Annotated in this window: 18 protein-coding genes; 14 read left to right on the top strand and 4 right to left on the bottom strand. The window is 44.9% G+C overall.

Features of this window, described 5'->3' with window-relative positions:
- The first annotated feature begins 1 nt into the window (after window position 1).
- From HQN88_RS07310 to HQN88_RS07365, 12 genes are all read left to right on the top strand, one after another.
- Window positions 2-1,558, top strand: coding sequence for a response regulator transcription factor (locus HQN88_RS07310; protein ID WP_173109615.1), 1,557 nt, complete (start codon window positions 2-4; stop codon window positions 1,556-1,558).
- 122 nt (window positions 1,559-1,680) lie between these two features.
- On the top strand, window positions 1,681-3,000 hold the full coding sequence (locus HQN88_RS07315) for an ABC transporter substrate-binding protein (RefSeq protein ID WP_173109617.1): 1,320 nt from the start codon (window positions 1,681-1,683) through the stop codon (window positions 2,998-3,000).
- Window positions 3,001-3,074: 74 nt separating this feature from the next.
- Entirely contained in the window at window positions 3,075-5,165 is a 2,091-nt protein-coding gene (locus HQN88_RS07320; RefSeq protein ID WP_173109619.1) for a glycosyl hydrolase 115 family protein, read from the top strand.
- 68 nt (window positions 5,166-5,233) lie between these two features.
- On the top strand, window positions 5,234-5,776 hold the full coding sequence (locus tag HQN88_RS07325) for a GNAT family N-acetyltransferase (RefSeq protein WP_173109621.1): 543 nt from the start codon (window positions 5,234-5,236) through the stop codon (window positions 5,774-5,776).
- A 399-nt stretch (window positions 5,777-6,175) separates the two neighbouring features.
- A complete protein-coding gene (locus tag HQN88_RS07330; protein WP_173109624.1) occupies window positions 6,176-7,975 on the top strand; it encodes a sensor histidine kinase in 1,800 nt (599 codons plus the stop codon).
- Window positions 7,953-9,557 carry a response regulator transcription factor gene (locus HQN88_RS07335; protein WP_173109626.1) on the top strand — a complete coding sequence of 535 codons (1,605 nt, stop codon included), beginning with the start codon at window positions 7,953-7,955 and terminating at the stop codon, window positions 9,555-9,557. The genes HQN88_RS07330 and HQN88_RS07335 overlap by 23 nt, the downstream gene beginning before the upstream one ends.
- Window positions 9,558-9,740: 183 nt before the next feature.
- Window positions 9,741-10,721, top strand: a complete 981-nt coding sequence (locus tag HQN88_RS07340) for an ABC transporter permease (protein WP_173109629.1) — start codon at window positions 9,741-9,743, stop codon at window positions 10,719-10,721.
- 14 nt (window positions 10,722-10,735) lie between these two features.
- Window positions 10,736-11,623, top strand: coding sequence for a carbohydrate ABC transporter permease (locus tag HQN88_RS07345; protein ID WP_173109631.1), 888 nt, complete (start codon window positions 10,736-10,738; stop codon window positions 11,621-11,623).
- A 78-nt stretch (window positions 11,624-11,701) separates the two neighbouring features.
- The gene (locus HQN88_RS07350; RefSeq protein ID WP_173109633.1) at window positions 11,702-13,228 is read left to right on the top strand and encodes an ABC transporter substrate-binding protein; all 1,527 of its coding nucleotides are present in this window, start codon (window positions 11,702-11,704) and stop codon (window positions 13,226-13,228) included.
- Window positions 13,229-13,321: 93 nt separating this feature from the next.
- Complete coding sequence (locus tag HQN88_RS07355; protein WP_173109635.1) at window positions 13,322-14,617, top strand: alpha-amylase family glycosyl hydrolase; 1,296 nt, start codon at window positions 13,322-13,324, stop codon at window positions 14,615-14,617.
- A 23-nt stretch (window positions 14,618-14,640) separates the two neighbouring features.
- Window positions 14,641-16,914, top strand: a complete 2,274-nt coding sequence (locus HQN88_RS07360) for a CBM35 domain-containing protein (RefSeq protein ID WP_173109637.1) — start codon at window positions 14,641-14,643, stop codon at window positions 16,912-16,914.
- A gap of 895 nt (window positions 16,915-17,809) precedes the next feature.
- Window positions 17,810-18,514, top strand: a complete 705-nt coding sequence (locus HQN88_RS07365) for a phytanoyl-CoA dioxygenase family protein (protein ID WP_173109639.1) — start codon at window positions 17,810-17,812, stop codon at window positions 18,512-18,514.
- A gap of 18 nt (window positions 18,515-18,532) precedes the next feature.
- On the opposite strand, the gene HQN88_RS07370 is transcribed toward HQN88_RS07365, so the two are convergent.
- Complete coding sequence (locus HQN88_RS07370) at window positions 18,533-19,360, bottom strand: AraC family transcriptional regulator (protein WP_173109641.1); 828 nt, start codon at window positions 19,358-19,360, stop codon at window positions 18,533-18,535.
- Window positions 19,361-19,465: 105 nt separating this feature from the next.
- Between HQN88_RS07370 and HQN88_RS07375 the strand changes: the two genes are divergently transcribed.
- A complete protein-coding gene (locus HQN88_RS07375) occupies window positions 19,466-19,603 on the top strand; it encodes a hypothetical protein (RefSeq protein ID WP_173109643.1) in 138 nt (45 codons plus the stop codon).
- Window positions 19,604-19,710: 107 nt separating this feature from the next.
- Entirely contained in the window at window positions 19,711-20,823 is a 1,113-nt protein-coding gene (locus HQN88_RS07380; protein WP_173109645.1) for a copper amine oxidase N-terminal domain-containing protein, read from the top strand.
- Window positions 20,824-20,909: 86 nt separating this feature from the next.
- Here the strand turns inward: HQN88_RS07380 and HQN88_RS07385 are convergent, their stop codons facing one another.
- The 3 genes from HQN88_RS07385 to HQN88_RS07395 form a co-directional block, all read right to left on the bottom strand.
- Window positions 20,910-21,497, bottom strand: a complete 588-nt coding sequence (locus tag HQN88_RS07385) for a CGNR zinc finger domain-containing protein (RefSeq protein WP_173109647.1) — start codon at window positions 21,495-21,497, stop codon at window positions 20,910-20,912.
- 193 nt (window positions 21,498-21,690) lie between these two features.
- Window positions 21,691-22,839 carry a Ger(x)C family spore germination protein gene (locus tag HQN88_RS07390; protein ID WP_173109649.1) on the bottom strand — a complete coding sequence of 383 codons (1,149 nt, stop codon included), beginning with the start codon at window positions 22,837-22,839 and terminating at the stop codon, window positions 21,691-21,693.
- Complete coding sequence (locus tag HQN88_RS07395; protein WP_173109651.1) at window positions 22,836-23,942, bottom strand: GerAB/ArcD/ProY family transporter; 1,107 nt, start codon at window positions 23,940-23,942, stop codon at window positions 22,836-22,838. Before HQN88_RS07395 ends, HQN88_RS07390 begins: the two co-directional genes overlap by 4 nt.
- Between the last annotated feature and the right edge of the window lie 3 nt (window positions 23,943-23,945).

A 23,945-nucleotide genomic window follows, 5' to 3' on the forward strand; every position in this document is an offset into this window, starting at 1 on the left:
TATGTGGAAAATAGCCATCGTGGATGATGATTTTCAGGTTTTACGAGGTTTACGACATATCATACCTTGGGCCGAGCTGGATGCTGAATTCGCGGGAGAGGCAATTGACGGTGAAAGTGGACTAGTGTTAATCCGTGAAGTAGAGCCCGATATCGTCATTACGGACTTATATATGCCTGGTATTAGTGGAATTGAAATGATCGAGAAACTGCGAGGGGAAGGCTTTCAGGGCAGATTTATTATTCATAGCGGTTATACCGACTTTGAGTATGCTAGGCAAGCGATTCGACTGGATGTTGATGATTATTTGAATAAACCGATTACGATTGAACAGATTCGTGAAGTCTTATTTCGGACGATTGGTCAATTAGAAGATTTCTATCTGGAAAAAATGGAGAAGAAGAGGCTTGTTCGTTTTGTGCAAAACTATGAGAAACAAATGGCCGATGAGCAGCTTGCAGCTCTGCTTAATGGTACTCTTCAGCCTAATGCGGTTGACATGAAACTGCCTACAGTCGAAGCGTACTGGACAGACTATGATCAGCAGGTAGTCGTGCTGGAATTGGTGAAAACAGACCGAATTACCGATATCTCGGTGGCAGATTGGCATTTATTTCGCTTCGCCATGTCCAATATCACGAAGGAGCTGACGCAGCAGGAATGGCCGGAATCGGCGTTTATTTGGCTATTCGGGCCGTATTCAGCACTTGTTCTACATATTCCTCGGGGCGAAGCAGATGAGCAATCTCTTGAAAGATCTGCGCGCTTCATTGAGACATTAACAAGCAGTATGCTGCGGTATCTGGGCTTAACGGTGAAAGCGGCGGTAGGTGAACGCATAAGTAAATGGGAAAATTTGAAGGAGTCAGCAGACGTTGCTTTCGAATCATTACAAGCATTTGAACAGGGACAAGGTGCGGTGGATCTCGTACGTTATCTGTCCCAATCATTGCAGGAAAGCAGTGAGGAAGAGTTATGGTCGCATATTCAGCGATTCATTCATCGGCAAGAGGCGTCAGCGAAAGGCGGAGATCCCAAGTTATTTTATCGCGTCCTAGCTACGGAAATTTGGACGCTGCTGCAATACGCAGCGCAACAAGCTGACATGTCGATCACCCCTACGGATGAGAATGAGTTAGTTACGTCAACGGACACGATTATTCATCGTGCGGATGTGGAGAGCTTCCTGCAAGCGAAGGTGAAGAGCATAGGACTTAAGCGACAGCCAACCATTAACCAGAAACATAAAGGGGCAGTCGATTTTATGCTTGGTTACATTCATGAGCATTATGCGAAAGACATTACGATGGATGAGTTGGCGGGTCAGTTATTTATCTCGAAAAATTATTTGAATCAGTTGTTTAAAAAGGTGACAGGGGAAACCTTTATGAACTATGTTATTCGTGTCAGGCTTGAGAAAGCGAAGGCTCTTCTCTTAGAAGGGAATTTGTTGATTTATGAAGTCTCTGAGCAGGTTGGATATCAAAATGTGCCATATTTCAGTACGCTTTTCAAGAAATATTGCGGAATTAACCCGAGTGATTTGCTGAAAAAGTAGAATATCTCCCCACTTGTTTCAAAAACTGAAAGAAATCAGTTCGATCCTCTCCTATACCGTTCAGGCTTTCAGCGATACGATAAGTGTGTGAGATCGACATATGCGAGAGGGGTAATTATACAATGAAGAAAAAATTAATGACTACTGCATTATCACTTGTTGTCGTGGCATCCATGTCAGCTTGTGGATCCAAAACGGAGGAAGCTCCAGCGAAAGCTTCGGTTCAACCAACAGCAGCTGCCACGACTAAAGCGGAACCGGCCACTCCAGTCAAATTGCGTATTGCTTGGTGGGGGGCGCAAGAACGTCATGATGCGACTCAGAAGGCACTAACCCAATATACGGCACTACATCCGAATATTACTTTTGAAAGCGAATTCTCGGGTTGGGACGGCTACTTCGATAAGCTCGGCGTTCAGTTCGCAGCGAAAAATGCCCCTGACATTATCCAAATGGATGCTGCTTACTTGAATGAGTATGTTGGACGTAATTTGGTCGCTGATCTAGGCAGCATTAATGTTGCAGATATGGATAAAGCGCTTATCGAATCAGGTAAAGTGAATGGCAAGCTCTTCGCAATGCCGTTAGGAACTGCCGCACTTGGCATGGCTTACGATAAAACGGTGATCGAGAAATTAGGCTTAAAAGCACCAGCTTGGGATTGGACTTGGGATGACTATTATAAATTCGGTCAAGATGCCAAAGCCAAGCTAGGGAAAGATAAATACGTTTTCGTCGATCAAAGCTCAGATTTAGTTGACTATACAGCTTATCAGCTAAGCCATGGCAAAGGGCAGTCTTTTACAGATAACAAGCTATCCATTGACAAAGATACTTGGATTAAATATATGAATAAGCAAACTGAAATGCGTAAAGCAGGCATCGTTACACCTGCTGATATTACGGTCACAGACAAAGAACTTGATCCGAAAATGGATAGTGTGGTCAATGGAACAGCGCTTGCTCGTCACATTTTCTCCAATCAAGTGGGTGCAATCAATGGTCTTAAACCAGACGCTTTTGGATTTACAACACTTCCGAAAGCAGGTCAAACGGGTGGTTGGTTGAAACCAGGCATGTTCTGGAGTGTGAATGCAGGATCCAAGCAACAAGATGAAGCGAAGAAATTCGTTGATTGGTTCATTAACGACCAAGAAGCAGGGAAAACATTATCATTAACACGTGGTATTCCAGGAAATGCGAAAATCGTAACGACATTAGCACCAAATTTCAGCGCGTCCGACAAAACATCCGTTGATTTTATTAACAAAGTAGGGCCGGCGGCACAGAAATTCGTCGCTGAACCTCAAGGCTGGGGTAACTTTAAAAAAGATTACAAAACGATCGTAGAGAAAGTCATGTTCGACAAAGCAACAGCGGATCAAGCTTACGAAGAATTGATGAAAAAAGCTAAAGAGTATGATACAGCAGTAAAAAAATAATAGATGGCATTGAATCATGGCGTTGTCGCTTCTTAGGACGCGCCATGATTTTTTCCTTCGTCAGGGGTGTAGACATGGGTTTAAATGTGAATAGTAAATCTACGTTACGACTGGAGGGGGTAATTTCCATTTGCCCGCCAGATCACTTGGCAACGCCAGTTCGCCATGCTTTGAATATGCTGACGAGAGATATCAGGCAAGTGCTCGGTACGGAGCCCATTTTAGTGAATGAACAAGCCGAGGCTGAGATCGTCGTTCGTTATGCGTCTGAGCATGATGGCTGTGCGGTGCATCCAGAAGCTTTTGCTCTGCGATACGCGCACGATGGTGAGAAGTCGCAGCTACATATCGTTGCTAATGATCACTTGGGACTCGTTTATGGCATCTTGCATGTGAGTGAAACGGTTCTGGGGATTCATCCATTCTGGTTTTGGATGGATCAGTCGATACAGACATACACGTCGATAGATGTAATTAGCGAGCCGTATGACTCACCCGTTGCTAAAGTTAGATTCAGAGGGTGGTTCGTCAACGATGAGGTATGTCTCATTGGATGGAAAGAGGCTTACCCACCTTCGCGTGAAGTATGGTTGCCAGTGTTGGAAGCATTGCTTCGCTGCGGTGGGAATATGGTGATCCCAGGGACGGATTTACCGAAGACAGGCATTCATTTGGAGCTTGCGGCAGAAATGGGGCTCTGGTTAACCCATCATCATGCGGAGCCTTTGGGTGCAGAAATGTTCCTAAGGGCATATACAGGGAGATCAGCCAGTTACAAAGAGGCTCCAGAATTATTTGAAAAGCTATGGCTCGAAGCCATTGAGAAGCAAAAGGATCAGAACATCCTGTGGGTACTCTCATTCAGAGGGCAGGGGGATAAGCCTTTTTGGGAGAATGATCCATCGTTTGACACGCCAACAAAGCGTGGGGAAATGATTTCCCGCGTCATTTATCGCCAATACGAGATGATTAAGGAAGCCGTTGTTAACCCTGTCTATTGTGTGGCGTTATACGGTGAAATTGCCGAGTTGTACAAAGACGGTTATATCGAATTGCCTCACGATGTGATCAAAATTTGGGCCGATAATGGGTATGGCAAAATGGTTTCGCGCCGGCACGGGAATTTGAATTTGCGGATGCCAGCGCTGCCTTCTGTCGATGATGGTGGTGGGCATGGTATCTATTACCACGTGACCTTCCATGATCTTCAAGCGTCGAATCATTTGACGATGTTTCAAGGTTCGGCTGCCTTTGTGAAGGAGGAAGTGGAGAGCGCTTTTGAAGCGGGATGCACCGATTATCTCCTGCTGAATTGCGGGAATATTCGTCAGCACGTGTATATGTTAGATATCATTCGTGAGCTGTGGCTTCAAGGAATAATGGATACGGAGACTCATTTACACGCATTTGTTAGTCGTTATTACCCATCACATCAGGAAGATATTGCCGATTTGTATCGCACGTATACAGATGCCTCCATTGCATATGGGCCTCATGCTGATGATTTGGCTGGAGACGAGTTTTATCATCATCCTGCGCGAAGATTGATCGGTCATTGGCTGCAAGGGCGCACAAGTGAAGCGGACCGCGGAATGCTGTGGGCGACGGGAGAAGGTAGTTTCGCTGAGCAAATAGCGTGGTTCGAGCAGCGAGGTGAAGAGGGGCATGCATCTTGGTCCAAGTGGGTCAAAGCATGTGAGGAGTTGCTGAGCAAGTTGGATGGTGAGGATAAACAGCGAGTTATTGACCATTTGTGGTTGCCGGGCGTCATTCACCTGACCGGTTCGGAAGGCTTGCTCTGGCTCTGCCGTTCCTATGCAGCTGCAAGAAGTGAGCAGTATGCGCAAGCCTTCGTATTTGCTTCCCAATCTATGTGGAGCTATGACAGAGGCCTACAAGCACTTCGCTTGGCTGAGCACGGCAAATGGGCAGATTTCTATCGAGCCGATTGGCTAACGAACATTGCAAGTACCATTAATAATGTAGATACACTGCGCCGATTCCTGCGCATGCAGGGGGATAGTCCAGACTTTTTCCACTGGTACAAAGAATATCTCATGCCAGAAACGGAGAAATATATTTACTTGGAGAACACACACCGGAATCCACTTTCGGATGATGAGCTTGCTAACCAATTGCAGCACTATTTTCATAAACAAAAATAGCGTGATTTGAACCATTCTTTATTCCGACGTATAATAACAGGACTTCGAGATAAAGGATGATGGTAATCATGAAAGACAATGATGGAAGAATCTATATTCGGTTTCTGGATGCAAATGACACAGATGATATGCTGAACCTCATGCTGCGCAACCGTGAATTATTCGAGGGAGTAAGTCCTAAGCGCAATGAATCTTTTTATACAAGAGACGTACAAGCAAAAAGCATTGAAAACGGGATCAATCAAAGAGAAGAAGATAAGCGATACGCTTTCGGCATTTTTCTAACGGAAACGGATCAACTCATAGGTGATATTTCGCTATTTGAGGTGCAGCGTGGGCCGCATCAGAAGTGCATTCTCGGCTATAGCATGGACCAGGCGCACAATGGAAAAGGGTACATGACAGAAGCAATTCAACTAATCATGAAATTTGCTTTTAAAGAAATAGGCTTACTGCGTGTAGAAGCTGGTGTCATGCCGCGAAATGTGGGGTCGATGCGTGTCTTGGAAAAAGCGGGATTCAAGCAAGAAGGACTGGCTCGCAAGTTGTTGGAAATTAATGGCGTACGTGAGGATCACGTGTTGTTCGCTATGTTGGCTGAGGATTATTAGATAATACTAATCAGGTTGAGTGAATAAATGGAAAATATCCAGTTCTTTCAACTCGATTGGACTCAAAATCGATTTTAACTGGAAAACCTCCATCTAATTTTAGGTGATTCTGCTACAATTGCCGAGAAAGCTTGATTTTAGCTGTATGTTTTCCAGTTATTTCATAAAACATGGAAGAAAGCGCGGAAATAGATGTACTTTTTCCATCTAATCTAGCTGATAGATTCATACGTACTCTCCAACTGCCGCAGATCCCCGATCTGTGGCAGTTTCTCATTTCAGAAGTCACAATCGTTGCATATCGCATAGCACAATCGTAGCAGACCAAACATTCTAATCTCGCTATACTAGGACATTATTATATAATACAGATATCACTAGGCTGAGGAGTGCCCATCCATGAAGAAATCAAGTTTGCGATCACAATTGATCATTGGGTTCCTACTTGTCACGGTCCCGCTCATTGTGCTGCTGATCCTAAATAATTGGTATGCGATCGAAGTTGTACAGAAACAGGTAGCGGGTTCGAATAAAAACCTAGTTACGATGAACATGAAGCAAATGGATCAGAAGCTAGCCGAAGTTGAAAAATATCTGTTAAAGACATCTCTCCAGAATGCGGATCTGCAATCGTTTGGCTCTTATCCAAGTGGAAGTGAAGAAGCCGTCTACGGCAAGGTGAATACGTTTAACCTATTGACCCAAGATATAACGTACTATGCGGATATGGATGCTTTTTTTGCGTATAGTGCGAACGCTCGAGAAGTCATTGTAGCCGCTCAGCAGAGCACAAGCTATGAAACGAAAGAACGTATTCGCATGAAATTGAATGAATTAATGACGAGTAGCATCAAACTTCAATCATTCACGAAGCAATGGACGGTGCTGGATCTTGGCGGCGAGTATGCCATGCTGCGTATTATCAAATCAAATGAGGGCGCATACATGGGCGTTTGGGTGGATTTGAACCGATTCCTAAGCCCGTTTCATACATTGGAACTGAGTGATAAGGGGCGAGTCGTCATCGCTTCTTCGGATGGCATGATCCTCACGCACGAGACCGATGCGGAGAAAGGCATGCTCGCAAGGAAAGATTTGGAAGAAGCACTGTCTGAGCAAGCAAATGCCTATAATTTGGTGAGGGTAGCAGGTACGAAGGCGAATGTAATGATCGTCAACAAACAATCGCAAGCGGCGGATATTCATCTAGTTGTTATTCTGCCAATTAAGAGTTTGCTTCAGCAATTACCGCTATTCCAATGGTTTATTTATATCATGCCTGCCATAGTTACAATTATATTGATCCTATTTCTGTTGTATCTACAACGTTCGATTACACTGCCGGTACATCGTCTGCTCAAAGGAATGCGGAACATTCGTGAAGGTAACTTCATGACACGCCTCGAGCCTTCACGATTACGTGAATTTAACGATATTGATCAAACATTCAATACCATGTCGGATGAAATCGAGAACCTCAAGATCGGTATTTATGAGGAAAAGCTCAAAACGCATCGCGCCGAGCTCAAGCATCTGCAGGCCCAAATTCATCCCCACTTTTTCACGAATTGTCTGAATCTCATCTATAATCTGGCGCAAGTTAAAAATATTGCATTAGTCCACAAATTGATTCTTCTCCTTGTTCAGCATTTGCGATTTACGATTCGGACGAATATTACGTCGGTCTCGGTAGAGGAAGAACTAAATCATATTCAGAACTATTTGGATATTCAGAAAGTCCGCTTTCCCGAATCTTTCGAATATGAGATTGTTCGGAACCGAGGTCTAAGTGTGTATGCTATACCGCCATTAACGATTCAACCCTTTATTGAAAACGCGATGGAGCATGGTTTCATGTATAAGGATGAAGAGCCATTTCGAATTCATATTTCGATGGGGATAGAGCGTCAAGACCATGCGAGTATTGATTATCTCGTAATCCAAGTATCCGATAACGGAGTGGGATTTCACGCTGATATTCTAACGAAGCTGCAATCAGGTGAATATTTCCAGCATGAGTTCGATGATCATATCGGGATTTGGAATGTGCATCATCGCTGCAAATTGTTCTTCCGGTCAGAGACGCTCATTACGTTTGATAATAGCTCCAGTGGAGGCGCTATCGTAACGCTTAAATTGCCCGTTGAATATGAGCAGCCAGAGAGGCGGGATTCACATGTATCAGGTACTCATCGTTGACGATGAAATATATGCGGTAAAAGGAATTGTTGATGGCATCGGCTGGGAACACTTGGCCATTGCCGAAGTTCATGAGGCTTATAATGCGCAGCAAGCGAAGAAGATTTTACAGGAGCATCCCATTGATGTGATGATTTGCGATATTGAAATGCCTGTTATGAATGGCTTGTCATTGCTTGAATGGGCCAATACGGAATTCCCAGATTTGAAGACGGTTTTCCTCACGAGCCATGCCGAATTTTCGTATGCGCAGCGTGCGATGCAATTAGGAAGCAAGGATTACATGCTGAAGCCTGTCATTTATGAAGAGATGGAGGAGGTCATCGCCAAAAATCTCAAGGAACTTCAAGACAAGCGGAACCATAGCTCGCAGACGGAAACGTTCAAGAAATACTACCAGCTTTGGCATGAGCAGAAGCCTGAATGGGTTCAAACCTTTTGGCGAGATGTGATGAATGGTACGGGGGATTGGAAGCAGCAGAAATTGGAGCAAGCGATTCGTGCGTATGATTTGCCACTTTCTGAGAAGGATCATTTGCGATTAATCCTATTGAGTATAGAGGAATGGACCAAACCGTTGAATGCGCACGATGAAGAATTGATGGGTTACGCCCTTCGCAAAGCGGCAGAAGAGATTATCATCCCTGATCAAGCTGGACATATCATTGAAGATGAGCTTGGCAATCTCATTATTATCATCTATTTGCGTGATCATGTAGAGAAGGGTGACAGTTGGAAACTTCGTTGCGAGGCTTATATGGAAGCCTGTCAGCAGTACTTCTTTTGTCATGTGTCCTGTTATATTGGCAATGTATCTGCGATTGCTGAAATGAGTTTACGCTATCATGAACTGCTGGAGATGGAGTTTCGCAATGTGACAAGGCATCATCAAGTCATTGTGCATGCCGAACACGTAAGCCAGCAGCCGCAGAGCGAGCAGATGTCTTTTTTGAAATGGACGGAAAGTTTGGAGTCCGGCAATTTGGAGCAGATCAAGGGATATATGGCGGAAACCTATGACTGGATCCGTGATCATCAGGGACGGAAAGAAGCGTTGACAACGGTGTTCCACGGTGTTTTACAGGTTGTATATTATGTTTTGCTGCGCAAAGGGATATCGCCAGATACGTTATCTCGTCAAGGAGTCGCCTCTGACCCGCAGGAAGTGACGCGTTCTTCGGTGCATGTACAGATGTGGATGGAGGGAATGATCAAGGCCGTCTTGTCGCTGACAGACCCGGGTTCTGAAGACCAGCAGGCAAATAGCATTGTGTTACAAATTCAAAGTTACATTCATCAACATATTAACCAAGATATTACGCGAGACGATTTGTCGGCGTTGGTTCATCTCAATCCATCGTATTTATCCCGGTTGTTTCGACTCAAAACAGGCACATCGATTACCGAATACATGCTGCATGAGCGCATGAACCGAGCCTCGGATTTGCTGGCATCTACACAGGATACCATTAGCTCCATCGCGATGTCGCTCGGGTATGATAATTTTTCTTACTTTTCTAAAATGTTCAAAAAAGTCCATAACGTCACGCCTCAAGAATTTCGGAGAGCCCGTGACGAATAGCAGATGAAAGCGGAGGTGCTGAGGCGCCTTCGCTTTTTTACATACCATAAGTCGTAACAATTGTTGCATACAACTGGTAACTCACGTAGTAGGGGAGATTTCCTAGAAATCATATAATGGCCATATAGGGATCAGAAAGATAGAAATGGCAGTCAGAAAGTCAGACAGGAGGGGCAGTCGACAATGAAGTCACAAGAGGCAACAGTTAATCCATCACAGCCAGTCATCAAGTCTAGTAGAGCATCAGCCAAATGGGTTTTGTGGAAAAAAATGAAGCAATATCGGTACCTGTACCTGCTTATGCTGCCGGGTTTACTGTATTTAATACTGAATAACTATGTACCGATGTTAGGTGTCATCATTGCATTCAAAAACATCAATTTCACCAAAGGCATATGGCATAGCGACTGGGTTGGTTTTCACAATTTCACTTACTTATTTGCGACCTCGGATGCCCTAGTTATTACCCGGAATACAATTCTATACAATGTAGCGTTTATTATCATCGGTTTAGTGTCATCGGTCACGGTGGCGATCCTGCTCAATGAAGTTCGCGCCAAAATAGGCAAGTTTTATCAGAGTGCCTTGCTGCTGCCTTATTTTATCTCCATGGTCATTGTGGCGTATCTGCTGTTTGGCTTATTGAGTCCGGAATATGGTTTCCTTAATAAAACGATTCTGCCACTCTTCCATATCGATCCGATTTATTGGTATATGGAGCCGAAATATTGGCCGTTCATTTTAATTATCGTGAATGTGTGGAAAACCATTGGCTATTCGAGCGTCGTCTACATCGCCGCCATTGTTGGGATTGACCAAGAGTATTACGAGGCAGCGGAGATTGACGGCGCGTCCAAATGGATGCAGATTCGGCACATCACTTTGCCATTATTAATTCCGATTATGACAATTATGACACTGCTAGCCGTTGGTAGAATCTTTTACTCTGATTTTGGCCTGTTCTACCAGGTACCCATGAATTCGGGAGCATTGCTTCCCGTCACAAATACGATCGATACCTATGTGTATCGAGGTCTCATGCAGCTTGGTGATATATCCATGGCCTCCGCCGCTGGCTTGTACCAATCTGTCGTAGGTTTTGCCTTGGTGTTATTTTCAAACTTTGTTGTGCGAAAAGTCAGCCGAGATAACTCATTATTTTGAAGGTGGCATGGCATATGGGAAATAAGAAAAAAGATTCATGGGTTATTCATCTCCTGTTCAGCTTGCTGTCCTTCGGGATGATCATCCCCTTCGTACTGGTGCTGATTGCATCGTTTACGGATGAAAAGGCTATCTTAGCCAATGGTTACTCATTTTTTCCAGCCCAATGGAGTATGGATGCGTACCGTTATCTTTTTATATCGGATCCAGGTGTAATTCTTCGTTCTTATGGTGTCACGATTGCCGTGACCTTGATTGGTTTGGTGCTGAGCTTACTTGTCACTTCCATGCTGGCTTACCCACTATCTCGTGGCGAGCTGCCGCTCAAAACCGCGCTTTCGTTCTTCATCTTCTTTACCATTTTATTTAACGGCGGCTTGGTGTCATGGTATCTCGTGTATTCAACGGTATGGGATTTGAGAGATACAATTTGGGCCTTAATCATACCGAATTTATTGCTAAACGGATTCAATGTCCTGATCATGCGCACCTTTTTCGCGACAACGATTCCTCCAGCTTTAATCGAGTCAGCTTATATTGACGGAGCGGGTGAACTACGGATCTTTGCACAATTTGTAATTCCCCTATCTAAGCCAGTGTTCGCAACCATTGGACTGTTTAATACACTCGCTTATTGGAATGATTGGTTTAATAGCTTGGTGTTTCTATCCAAAGCGAAATTCTACAGCTTGCAATACTTGCTGAATATGTCGCTTTTGAACATTCAGTTCTTATCACAGAAATCGCAGAACGCGAGTACCGCATCACTCATGGATATGATTCCTCAAGAGACGATGCGCATGGCGATGGCCATTATCGGCGTGGGTCCCATTATTCTGGCCTATCCTTTCTTTCAGAAGTATTTCGTCAAAGGTTTAACGATCGGTTCGATCAAGGGTTGAACGGTGTATGTTGAGTGCCAATAGGGGTTCGACAGAAGTCCGATTACCATAGATAATGAAATTACGGGAGGGTTTAACATGAAAAAGAGACTTGGAACGATCATGTTGGCGGTTACGATGGTCTTGTCACTATCACTTGCTGCTTGTTCGAAAAGTAATGAAACGGCATCTGTGAGCAATTCACCAGTACCAACAAGTGCGGCAACAGAGAAAGCAAATAGTTTAAAGCCTTATAAGCTCGTTATGGCGTTTCCCGGAAGTACACCGAAAGATTTGGCAGCGGTGAACGAAGAGATGAGTAAATATTTGAAGGACAAAATAAATGCCACCATCGAGCTTCGTCCGATCGATTGGGGAGCTTGGAATGATAAGACGAACCTGATGTTTGCCTCGAATGAACAGTTAGATGTCATGTGGACGTCTTCCTGGATGGGACTTGGGCAGCAAGTAGCCAAAGGACAAGTGATTGCACTAGACGATCTAATCAACTCGAATGGGCAAGGCATTAAATCCATCATTGACCCAGCTGTCGTTGAGGGTGGGAAGATTAATGGGAAAGTGTACGGCGCAGTCACGAATAAGGAATTTGCCTCTACCAGAGGTATTGTGATGCGGAAAGATTTGGTGGAGAAATACAAGATTGATGTGACGCAGCTCAAAGAGTTGAAGGATTTTGGTCCAGTTTTTGAAAAAATCAAGCAAAATGAGCCGGGGATGACGCCTCTCCAAGCCGAAGCGGGCAACTCGCCGGTGACGCAAATGTTACCTTTTGACTCGTTAGGTGACGGCCCTGGTGGCTTGGTTCGCGGAACGACGGATCTGAAAGTGGTCAACATGATCGGTACACCAGCGTATATGGATCTTGCGAAGCTCATGCGGCAGTGGTTTGAAGCGGGGTATGTCAATAAGGATGCAGCATCACGCAATGATGGGGTAGCTAATGCGGTGAAATCGGGTAAAGCGTTCTCCTATGCGGTTGCGATGAAGCCGGGGATTGAACTCCAAGAATCACGGAATACGGGGACGCCGATGGTTGCGATTGAGCTAACAAAGCCATTCATGACCACAGGGGATACAACAAGCTCCATGTTGGCGATTCCAACGACGAGCGCCGATCCGCAGCGAGCGATGATGTTTATCAACCTTTTATTTACGGATAAAACGCTGATTAATATGCTTAATTGGGGCCTTGAAGGCAAGCATTTCGTCAAAGGTGCTGATGGTTCGATTGATTATCCAACTGGCGTTACGGCGGCAACTTCTGGCTACAACTTGAACCAGTCCTGGATGTTCGGGAATCAAATGAACACGTACTTGTGGAAAGGCGAGGATCCGAAGCTTTGGGATCTCTACAAGAAGTTTAATGACTCCGCTGAAAAATCGCCTGCACTAGGCTTTGTATTTAACCCGGATTCTGTTAAAAACGAAATTACAGCGATCAATAATGCTAGTCAGCAATATTCAGGGATCGTGGCAACGGGCTCGTTGGATCCGGAGAAAACGATACCGCAATATTTGCAAAAGTTAGAGGCAGCTGGTGTAAACAAAGTCATTGCAGAGAAGCAGCGTCAATTGGACGAATGGTTGAAAACGAAGAAAAAGTAGGGGGACAATTGGGGCTAGAAGGGTTGTTTTCCTGGATAGCCCCTTTCTACTAAGCAAATAAGTCAAATTCATACGCGGATAGGAGCAGCGCAGATGGCCAAAGATACGCCGAAAAGTTTAAGAAATCAAGTGATGTATGCCATTTATATCCGGAATTATAGTGAACAAGGAACGTTTGGAGCGGTTGAGGAAGACTTGGATCGAATTCAGGCGTTAGGGGTAGATTGGATTTGGATTCTCCCCATTCATCCGACTGGTCAGCAGGCTCGAATTGGCGAACTTGGCTCGCCTTATGCGATTCAGAACTATCGGGAGGTTAATCCAGAGTTTGGTACCTTGGCAGATTTCAAAAGTTTAGTGCAAGCCATTCATGACAAAGGGATGAAATGCCTCATTGATGTGGTCTACAATCATACTTCGCCAGACTCGTGGTTAGCGCATCATCATCCTGAGTATTTCTATCGGAATGCCGAGGGACGAATGTACAATCGGATCGGCGATTGGAAAGATATTATCGATTTAGATTACAGCCATCTTGCTTTATGGGAGTATCAGATTGATACGCTTAAAATGTGGGCAGAAATCGTTGATGGCTTTCGATGTGATGTAGCGCCGCTAGTGCCGCTAGATTTCTGGCTGCGCGCGCGAGAAGAGGTGGCGAAGATCAATCCAGATTGTCTGTGGCTAAGCGAGTCCGTTGAGCCAGCTTTTATCATGGATAATCGGGCAAGAGGCATGGTCAGCTTGTCGGATTCGGAGATTTTCCAGGCTTTTGATATTTGCTATGACTATGATGTTTTCGAATACTTCCGAGGGTACTTAACCGGTGCTAACACGCTTAGTGCGTATGCGCTCCGAGTGAATATGCAGGAGTTCATCTACCCGGACAACTATATCAAGCTTCGCTATTTAGAGAATCACGACCAAGCTCGGGCGAAAGACATCATTCCTGATGGCCTGTCACTCATCCATTGGACGGCGTTCATTTATTTTCAAAAAGGGATGACCTTGCTCTATGCGGGGCAAGAATACGAGAACGATTTCCGACCGGACTTATTTAATCGAGATACGGTGAATTGGGATACGGGGCGAGATATTTCGGAATCACTGAAAGCGCTTTATTCGATCAAAAGCAAAGAGATCTTCGCGAATAGCCGTTACCATCTAACAGCCTTAGATGAGAGTGATATATTGGTGGGCACGCATACTTGGGGAGAGGAGAGACTGATTGGCGTATTCAGTTGTAAAGGGAAACCTGCCGAAGTAGCAGTTCCACTTGCAGATGGTGTGTATCACAATTTGTTGTATGGCAACGATGTTGTAGTGAAGGATGGCAAATTAGCCATTCATGTTGCACCTATTATGATTGAAACACGAAGTGACACATAATCGTTAGGGAGGGAATTAAATTAATGAAACTTGGCATGAGGGCATGGAAGGTAACGTTTGTGTTAGGTGTTATGATTGCGATCATCGGTATGCTGCTGCCGAATGGGGCGTATGCGAGGGACAGTTTGAGTACGCGAAAAGGGACCTCACTTTACCCGCTGTATTGGACGGCTTATGAAAATTCGTTTGTCAATGATGCACCTATTTCCGAAACGAGATGGAAGGATAACATTGATTGGGTGTCCAGTACCTTGCTTCCTCATGGTTATAACATGGTAACGACCGATGGCTGGATTTATGGTGCTACGCAGACCAATGCGAACGGTTATTTGCTCAAATATAATGATGCGTGGTCCCATGATTGGGCCTATTGGGTGAACTATGCGAGCACCAAAGGGTTGGACATGGGTGTGTACTATAACCCACTCTGGATCGAGGGCAATGCTGCAGCGGATCCGAACAAAAAGGTTGTAGGAACCAACATCGCCTTATCCAGTATCGCGTCTAGCGGTTGGGTTGATGTAACCAAAACAGGAGCGAAAGAATATATCCAAGGCTATGTGAACTATTTTAAAAATATGGGGATCCGCTTCCTGCGTATTGATTTCTTGTCGTGGTACGAATCAGGTGCTGCTGCGGGGGCACCGGTTGGATCGCCTTCGTTCGGAACGACGAATTACGCGACTGCCCTGCAGTGGATGCATGAAGCAGCCGGAGATAATATGGAGCTTAGCTTGGTGATGCCAAACTCGTTCAATCATGCCAGCAATGAGCTGAAATACGGCGACTTGATGCGGATTGATACGGATACAGCCAATGGTGGTTGGACGTGGCTTAATCGTGGGAGTTTCGGAGATGAGCGTCAAACTTGGAATTCTGGCTTTAGCCAATGGGCCAATCCGTTCCAAGGGTTTACGGCATTTGCTGACATCGCAGGTCGAGGTGGACTGACATTAGACGGAGACTTCTTGCGATTCAGCACCTTTAGCGGCACTTATGCGGATAATGAGAAGAGAAGCGTCGTATCGTTATTTACGATGGCAGGCTCGCCACTTGCAGCGGCAGATCAGTATGATACGATCGGGACGAACTTATCTTATTACACGAACAAGGAAATTCTTGCTTTGAAAAAGGAAGGGTTCGTTGGAAAGCCAGTATTCAACAATGGGAACCCGTTTGAGCCATCCGTTAGCGGGCAGCCCGACACGGGAAGCCGCGATTCTGAGCGCTGGCTTGGGCAAACGGCGAATGGCGATTGGATCGTCGCGTTATTCAACCGTTCGGATTCAGCAGTGACCAAATCCATTGATTTTGCGAGTAGTTTGGGACTCGCGAGTGGCGGACAAGTGCGTGATATTTGGAATCATACGGATCTTGGTTCCAAAACCAGTCACAGTGTGACGCTGAACCCCCATGACGTATCGATGATACGGATTCGTCCGAATGCTTCCAGCTTATTTACCAACCGGTATGAGGCTGAAGTTGGCACTTACCGTGGGGGTGCTCATTTCAATAATGATCATACGAGTCGTTCAGGGATGGGTTTTGTTGATCAATTTAGTGGCAGTTATCCAGGCGCCAATGTGGTGATTGGCGTTCAGGCGGAGCAGACGGGGACGTACACCATGGGCATTCGTTATGCCAATGCAACTGGTAGTGCGAGTACGGGAAGTTTCAAGGTAACCGATATCAACAATACGCAGATCTCGACAGGTACGTTCTCGCTTCCAACCCTTACGAATTGGGATACATGGGGAACTGTCAATAAAACCGTGACGTTAAACAAAGGGTTAAACTTGATCACGATGACGCGTGGTTCAAGCGATACAGGCGCATTTAACCTGGATTATCTTGAATTAAATAATCGGAATCCTGTGATTAACGGTGGATTTGAAAGTGGATCGGATTGGAAATGGATAGAATGGCACCCAACAGGTCAAGTGGCGTCCTACGGCGTTGATGGCAGCGATGTAAATTCCGGTACACAAAAAATGTATTTTTATAATGGCACCTCCGCCTATCAACAAAGCGTTCATCAACTCATCTCCGTTCCTAATGGCACTTACACGGTACGTGCAGCGGTCAAATTACAAAGCAGTACCACACCGACAACAGCGAGAATGGAGCTAAGTAATTATGGTGGATCACAGTTGAATGTGAACATCTCAGTGAACAGTTCTTATCAGACGATTTCACAAACTGTGACGGTGAGCAATGGGCAATTGGATATCGGTTTTTATTTGAATGCACCAGTAAACGCCTCTTTGCAAATGGATGATATTGTATTGGTTCCATAAACGAAAGCGAAAGGGATCGGGCAGTTATTTGCTCCATCCCTTTTTTCGAGCAATCCATGATTCTTCCTAAAATGAACTAGGCTTGATGAAGCGCCGCAGGTTGTTAGGTACAGCGTCGTGGAAAGTGGAGAAGAGCAGAAGAGTAGAATCGGGGAGGGGAGCAGAGCAGAAGAAGAGCGGGAAGGTAGCTGGAAAGTAGAATGAAAGGAGTAGGAGATAGCAGGAGATTAGTATGAAGGAGTAGGAGAGTAGCAGGAATTTAGAAAGAAAGGTGCAGGAGAGGGGCGAGGAAGGAGAAGGAATGTAGTAAGAGTAGAGTAAGAGTAGTGAAATTGTAGGGAAATAGTAGCAGTGAATGAGCATTCCTGGAAAATAGAAGGATTTTCTGTAGTTAAATTGTTGAAATTTCCGATCCCATGAAGAATAGATGGAAAAAATACAGTTGATTTTAACCATTTTGTCCAATTTGAGCAAATCAGGAGTAATTAACTACAGGTTTTCCAGTTAAATTCAGATATTGGGCGAATTTCCTATTAATAACTGTATATTTTCCAGTTAATGATAGTTGTGAGGCTTCAGAGCCAATCAACCCACTAATTCATCAACTTAGCAATTCATCACCTCATCACCTCACCCCCATATCAAATCCGCTCCTCAGCACTCCAGCACTCCAGCACCCCATCAACTCAGCCCCATCCTCCTTGCCGCCGTATAACCAATCTTCGTGTACCTAAATTCCGCTAACAGTATGCCATACGACCTTACGAATCCTTCACAGTACATAGTTACACTGAACAAATTTGCTAGTTTTCACGTTTGTAAGTGCAAGAAAATTCACTCTGAATTCAGTACGATGAAAGGGAAGTAATCATTGGATAATGAGGAGGCTGTCGCGATGTCACAAGTTACGAACTTTCAATTAACAGAGGAAATGATTAACCAGTTTTATCGAGAGGGATATTTCTACGCGCCAGGGTTTATAACTGCGGAGACTGTGGATGCGATTAACCATGAGAATGCCGCGTTCGCGAATACGCAAGGTAATGGGCAATGGAAAAGTCATGCGATTATCGATATCGCCAGTGAAAAAGCTGCTTATCCTGAAACAACAAGTTTTCTGACGAATCAGGATGTCGTTCGTGTGTTTGAACGGATTCTGGGCGATGACGTCAAGCTATGGATGGGGATGTACGCTGTCGTGGACCCGCAAGGGAAGGGACTGGAGTGGCATCAGGATAATCAATATACGCACATTCTTGGACATATGCTGAACGGTTTTATTGCACTTGATTCGATCACGCAAGAAAATGCGGGACTTTGGCTAGCACCTGGCTCTCATCTACTGGGCCGGCAACCGAATTTGAATACAGAGGAGGGGCATAAGCGAGCAGCTGAGCCGGCTAATGGAGCGCCATGCGATCCTATGGCACCGGGGGATGCCGTATTTTTCCATCGCGAAACACTTCATCATAGTAAAATGAACCATACAGATAAGCCAAGAAGAGCCTATGCTTTTCAAGTTGGAGCGGCGAACTGCCGTTATGCGAAGACGGGCAAGTTGTTGGAAGACCGCGTGCAGTTGTCAGGTTACCAACGCTAGTCTGTAGGGGGCGAGGGTTCAACGCTTGCGGTATTCTCTTGGCGTCATGTGATGGAACTCTTTGAACACTTTATTAAAATAACTCGCTGACCCGAAGCCACAAGTTAAGGCGATGTCTGTAATGGATTTCAATGTGGATTGCAGCATATGTCCGGCATACTGAAGCCGTAACCGAACGATAAATTCATTCGGAGTTAAGCCTGTCACTTCCCTGAATTTGGTGTAGAACCATGTTCTCCTTAGGTGTGATTGTTCAATCACATCGTCCATATCGATTTCCTCGGCCCAATGCGTCATGAGATATTCGATAGCTTGGATAATGCCCTGCGAGTAGGATTCTTCTTGTTGTTGATCGCGATTATACGTCATATAGTATCTCTGCATATGAACTAGCATTTGGATCATCAAGGTTTGTTGCTGAAGTTCCCAGCCTGGTAGTGATTGCTTCCCCTCCTCGAGAGCTTCAAGGGCCAATCGTTTCACCGCTTGAGCGTAGACCGTATCCGCAGGAATGAGTGGTGAGGTATTCGTCATGTAAAAGGGTGTAAGCAAGCTGGAACCTCGGGGCATGAGCCCGACGAATGAAGGAGAGAAAAGCAGCATGATCCAACGACTAGGCTGTCCCTCTTCTTGGATTAGATTCCAATGCGGCTCAAAGGGGCGCAGCAGGAAGATATCCCCTGGACCTGCATTATAGCAGGCATCTCCAATCTTATATTTCATCCCTTGATCCAGCGCAATGCTGACCTCAAGTGCATCATGCATGTGTAATTCATGGTCGGTGAATTGGGCGAATTTCTCTTGAATAGTGTAGCCGGAAGATAGGGGCAAACGCTCGTACTGCAAGGTTGGATCACTCCCATCGGAGATTCATATGAACTAGTATAACTTTTTCGCGAAAAGGAAAACAGCTGTATATCCGAATATCTGCGCGGGAGGTATCTTCTCCTTTTGATTGGATATAGAGGGAGTGCGGTACAAGCCGTTTCATTGCATAACGCTTATTGGAGCGATGCAGTGGAACGGTTTTTGTTAGTAAAGAGTATTCAGAAGGTGACGATTGTTTTCGTATGTGAGATGCGCACCTAGGTGAAGCTGTACGGACACGCTGCACAGCAACTGAGCCGCTGCAACCATTTTCGAATGACTTGCGTTAAAGATATCGAATACATCTTAGAGAGGCTGGTTGAATAACAATGTTGAAAAAAACAATCGCATCCACTGCTATGGCAGCCGTGTTATTGGCATCTGTCGTACTTGGTTCTTCCGTAGAAGCCATGGACAATGAACATACATCGGGTAACACTGTTATTAAAAATTTCCCGCTTTCCGCGGTTTCAAGCCCATCATCTCCATATTTGGAGGAGGGGAACATGATGGTACCGGTTCGCGAAATGGCCCAAAGTCTAGGCTGGGATGTCAGTTGGGACGGGAATCAGCAACAAGTGAAGCTCGTTAAAGGCAACAATGTCATTCGGCTCACGATGAACAGAACCCACGGTACAATTGGCGACTCCGAGCCATTCTTGCTGACGACACCTGTCGTGTTGAAGAATGATATTTCCTTTGCTCCGCTTAGGGTACTTACAGCTAGAATGGGGGCAGTTACATTGTGGGATTCCGCGACTAGTACGGCTTCTATCGCGATTCCCAATGACTCTCAGCAAAATCACCTCACCTTTGATTTCAAAAAGGATAACGGAGGATGGCAAACAGGCGTCGCAGATCTCCCTGTCACGTATCAAAATGAGGATTACCGTATTAATACTAAAGTAGATAAGGTTAAGCTAAGCGATGACACCGAAGTAAACGGTATGTTGCTAAGCGGAATGAACCGCAGTGACGACTTGTTCATGTTTATGTCCAAAAAGCTGGACAGTACCGCGGGGGTGAAACCAAATACAGAGTACGAAGTGAAATTACGATTCGACATGGCCACGAATGAAGCTGAGAGTTCCTTCGGGATCGGAGGCGGTTCTGCTTCTGCGGTATATGTGAAAGCTGGCGTTGTTGGCAGAGAGCCTTCTGTCATCAAGGACAACACTATCGAGAATACGCCTTACTATCGCCTAAACATCGATAAAGGCAACCAATCGACCGATGGCAAAGAAGTAGCTCTTCTTGGCAACATTGCCAAACCAGACGCTGAGAAAAGCGGGTTTCAGTTGAAAAGTTTTGAACAGACATTTCAAGTGAAAAGTAACGCGGCTGGTGAAGTATACGTCATTATCGGCACGGATTCTGGTTATGAGGGTTTGCAGACGCTCTATTTCACGAATATCGACGTGACACTCGCACCTAAAATCTAACCTGTTACTATATCCAGCTGAAAAAAAGATCGCTCTACCACTGCCACAGCTGGTTAGAACGATCTTATAATGTGCATGAGTCGCCTTTACTGAATGATATCGGATACTTCGGGTATCGAGGAGCCGTCAGTCTTGGCGGCTTTTTGGCGTGCACGGAACCGCCGGACTTTCAATAAGTTGCCACACAATTTATCGTCACAGAACCGTTTGGAACGGTTTCGAGTTTCGTCATAGTAGACGGCTAGGCAATCTGAATTTTCGCAAATGCGCAAGCGAGACGGCTCGCAATCGGTAAGGACGCGACCGAAGGAAGTCGCCACCGCCGCTCCGATACGGGACCAGCCAGCTTCTAAAGGGATGGATTCTAGGCGGAAATTCGAATCCGATTCCGTGATCCGCAGATACATCGGTCCGCCGGACAGTGCCCGATTCAGCCCTTCCAGATCGGCGGGGTCCGCAACCTCGCGCACCGTCAGCTTCTGAACGATACGTCGCATGTGCCCCCGCAACCGTTTCAGTTCATCCAATTCTTTCGTCGACGGAGAGCCAGGAAAGGGGAGATTGTGGATAGCCAACCATTGTTCCAGCCATCCCGGCTTGTCTAGTCGGTCTTCGGACTGACCAGTGCCTCTCCAATCGTGGTAGTCGCTTTTGATAAAATCGTCCCATAACATCGCGCCGCAACTCCCTTGTTTTCAAAAATATAGATGTTATATGTTTCACATACTAATTTGTCTATATTTCTCCATAAACACTGTGATTCCGTCCTCAAGGGACGGCGTAGCCGTTTATTGTGTGTGGAATGGTTTTATTGTAACATCCAAATCCATACTAAGCTAGTGTCTTAACGGGAGTGGACTCATGTTCTTATTGTTCACTTAATGGAATAACTTTCGTTCCTGAATTGAGGATTTTTATTTTTACGTTAATGTGAAAGGGAACTACTGGAAAAACTTCATCCCATTTTGGCTTAAAGGTATGTCTCCATTCTTTGCGATGCTGTTGATAGAAATTGAGTCCTATTCTTAAAATGTCGGAATTCTCTTTTTGTGCTTTTGTTATGGCAGCTTCGAGTTCTTTTTTTACGTTTCCTTCCAGATTCCGTTCACATGCTTGGAGAACTTCCTGCGTTATGGCTCCAATGTTACCATCGAATTGGACCATTGTAGCGGTGACTTTTGTTGAAATGAACACTTCGGGTATCTCAGAGCCGGTCTTGATTTTTATTTTTGTTGAATTATCTTGAAGTCGAAATACAGCAGATGCAGGAGTTCCTGTATCGGGATCTGTAATGGTAACTTCGGATAGTTCCTGTATTTTTTGATTGGTTATTCGTCCAACGCCTTTTGTTTCGTTCCCATCCAGTATACCTGCCAGTTTAAAGCCTTTAAATACAAACATATCCGACAAATAGAGTTTTCCATCTCCATTTATTCTAATTAAAGGGGCGACAGGCTCAATGCCTTCTGCCATCAGCATTTTGTTGAATTCTCTTAACCTGACTGGAAATGAGAGGCCTACATGCGTTGTTACCTTAAAATAATCCACTAACGCTTCTCCGACCATGATCCCTGTTTTTCCTTCGGACATGCGCAGAATATGTTCTGGTTTCTCTTTTGTAAAGGCGATAAATACTGACTCTCTTATGCTTGGTGTAATAAAAAAAATATCCAAAATATTTTTCAATTGTTGTTTTGCCGCGCCTTCGCTGATAATGACAGTTGTAGCATAGCCTAAGAAACAGGTTCCTGGCACCATGGTTTGGATGTTATCGAAGGCTTCTGGCAATGTTTTTCCTGTTCCTTGGATAATCTGACTGGCATTTCCTCCATCCTGATTTTTCTTGCGGGTCTGTATGATCTCATAAGTCAACAGAATCTTCCCTGTCTTATCCATATCGATACCGATTGCACGCACTAAAGCCATGCTCTCATATTCCATGTAATCCCAGCACCCGGTGCATGCAGTTAGAAGGACAATACTTAGCAGGAGTCGTGTCCATGTCGAGTAGGTCATGTTTTCCTTAATACCGCCTTTTTACCTTGTGCAATCATTAGAATAGAAACGGTACCCAGAGCTACGATGTAGAATGGATATACGCAATATTGAATGACCAACATGTAATAGTAGAAGGCTTGGTTAAATGAGCGCATACTCAATGTGAATATAAAGGTAGCTATCGTAATGAGGATGATAAGTACCTTGGAGCTTTTGTTTATGATGGTTTCGGATGCTACCCAGCTGCTATAGAAATTGCCGGATAACTTTAATATGGTGATGATCACATAAGGAATAAAGATGAAAATTTCTAATCCTTGAATGAATTTTCCTATCGTTATTGAGAAAGCGACATTGACACCAGCAAAGGAAATTCTGGAAGCCTCTTCTGGAGAAATAGCAGCTGAGAATAAAAAAGATGCAACTCCCGGCATGAGAACGACCGATAGAAGTAAACCAATCGTAAGGGAAGAAAATTGCTTCCGAGGTTGATGCAAAGATTCAACCATAATGAACATGAATAAAATAACTTCCGAATGTCCTCCTCCTGCCAATAAGACAGCCCTGAGAAAGGAAGGAACGTCGCTGTCCAGCATGGGGAGAATGTTGGAAGAATCGAATTGCGTGATGACAGCAATAGCTAGAACAAAAGTAAACATGATGCCGATCAAAATCGTCTCCAAAGTTGAGCTTAACCTGGCTAAATTTTCAATGCCGCTGCTTGCGATTAAAAATGCCAGTAAAAGCATCAGAAACATGGGTGCCCATATCGGTGAATTGTGCAAAACAAAGGTCTTCACTAGCCCTCCGCACATCATTAACAACAGGGAAGACAGTACGATGTTTAAGGCAACATAAGGGATAACGAATAGGGCACTGATCCATTTTCCGCCAAACATCTGGAGAATTTGAAACATATTTTTTCCTGGATATTTTTTGGCAACGGTCAAAATCCATAAGGCAAAGCCAATATTGATAAACCCGCTAATGAACTCCGCAATCCACGCACTTCTTCCTGCTAAATGGGTAATGTAGGAATGATAAAAAAAAACGCCGCCATATGCCGTTGCAAACGTAAGATAGATGGCTTGTAGATTTGAAATCTTTTGCTTTTGCAACATGTC

This window comes from Paenibacillus qinlingensis (genome assembly GCF_013204845.1).
Classification (GTDB): domain Bacteria; phylum Bacillota; class Bacilli; order Paenibacillales; family NBRC-103111; genus Paenibacillus_E; species Paenibacillus_E qinlingensis.

What these genes read in the sequence shown, in the direction of transcription:
- HQN88_RS07350 (WP_173109633.1), top strand. Translation starts at nt 11,702, where the DNA reads ATGAAAAAGAGACTTGGAACGATCATGTTGGCGGTTACGATGGTCTTG.
- HQN88_RS07330 (WP_173109624.1), top strand. Translation starts at nt 6,176, where the DNA reads ATGAAGAAATCAAGTTTGCGATCACAATTGATCATTGGGTTCCTACTT.
- HQN88_RS07390 (WP_173109649.1), bottom strand. Translation starts at nt 22,839, where the DNA reads ATGACCTACTCGACATGGACACGACTCCTGCTAAGTATTGTCCTTCTA.
- HQN88_RS07380 (WP_173109645.1), top strand. Translation starts at nt 19,711, where the DNA reads ATGTTGAAAAAAACAATCGCATCCACTGCTATGGCAGCCGTGTTATTG.
- HQN88_RS07355 (WP_173109635.1), top strand. Translation starts at nt 13,322, where the DNA reads ATGGCCAAAGATACGCCGAAAAGTTTAAGAAATCAAGTGATGTATGCC.
- HQN88_RS07310 (WP_173109615.1), top strand. Translation starts at nt 2, where the DNA reads ATGTGGAAAATAGCCATCGTGGATGATGATTTTCAGGTTTTACGAGGT.
- HQN88_RS07320 (WP_173109619.1), top strand. Translation starts at nt 3,075, where the DNA reads ATGGGTTTAAATGTGAATAGTAAATCTACGTTACGACTGGAGGGGGTA.
- HQN88_RS07345 (WP_173109631.1), top strand. Translation starts at nt 10,736, where the DNA reads ATGGGAAATAAGAAAAAAGATTCATGGGTTATTCATCTCCTGTTCAGC.
- HQN88_RS07385 (WP_173109647.1), bottom strand. Translation starts at nt 21,497, where the DNA reads ATGTTATGGGACGATTTTATCAAAAGCGACTACCACGATTGGAGAGGC.
- HQN88_RS07360 (WP_173109637.1), top strand. Translation starts at nt 14,641, where the DNA reads ATGAAACTTGGCATGAGGGCATGGAAGGTAACGTTTGTGTTAGGTGTT.
- HQN88_RS07365 (WP_173109639.1), top strand. Translation starts at nt 17,810, where the DNA reads ATGTCACAAGTTACGAACTTTCAATTAACAGAGGAAATGATTAACCAG.
- HQN88_RS07335 (WP_173109626.1), top strand. Translation starts at nt 7,953, where the DNA reads ATGTATCAGGTACTCATCGTTGACGATGAAATATATGCGGTAAAAGGA.
- HQN88_RS07325 (WP_173109621.1), top strand. Translation starts at nt 5,234, where the DNA reads ATGAAAGACAATGATGGAAGAATCTATATTCGGTTTCTGGATGCAAAT.
- HQN88_RS07340 (WP_173109629.1), top strand. Translation starts at nt 9,741, where the DNA reads ATGAAGTCACAAGAGGCAACAGTTAATCCATCACAGCCAGTCATCAAG.
- HQN88_RS07395 (WP_173109651.1), bottom strand. Translation starts at nt 23,942, where the DNA reads ATGTTGCAAAAGCAAAAGATTTCAAATCTACAAGCCATCTATCTTACG.
- HQN88_RS07315 (WP_173109617.1), top strand. Translation starts at nt 1,681, where the DNA reads ATGAAGAAAAAATTAATGACTACTGCATTATCACTTGTTGTCGTGGCA.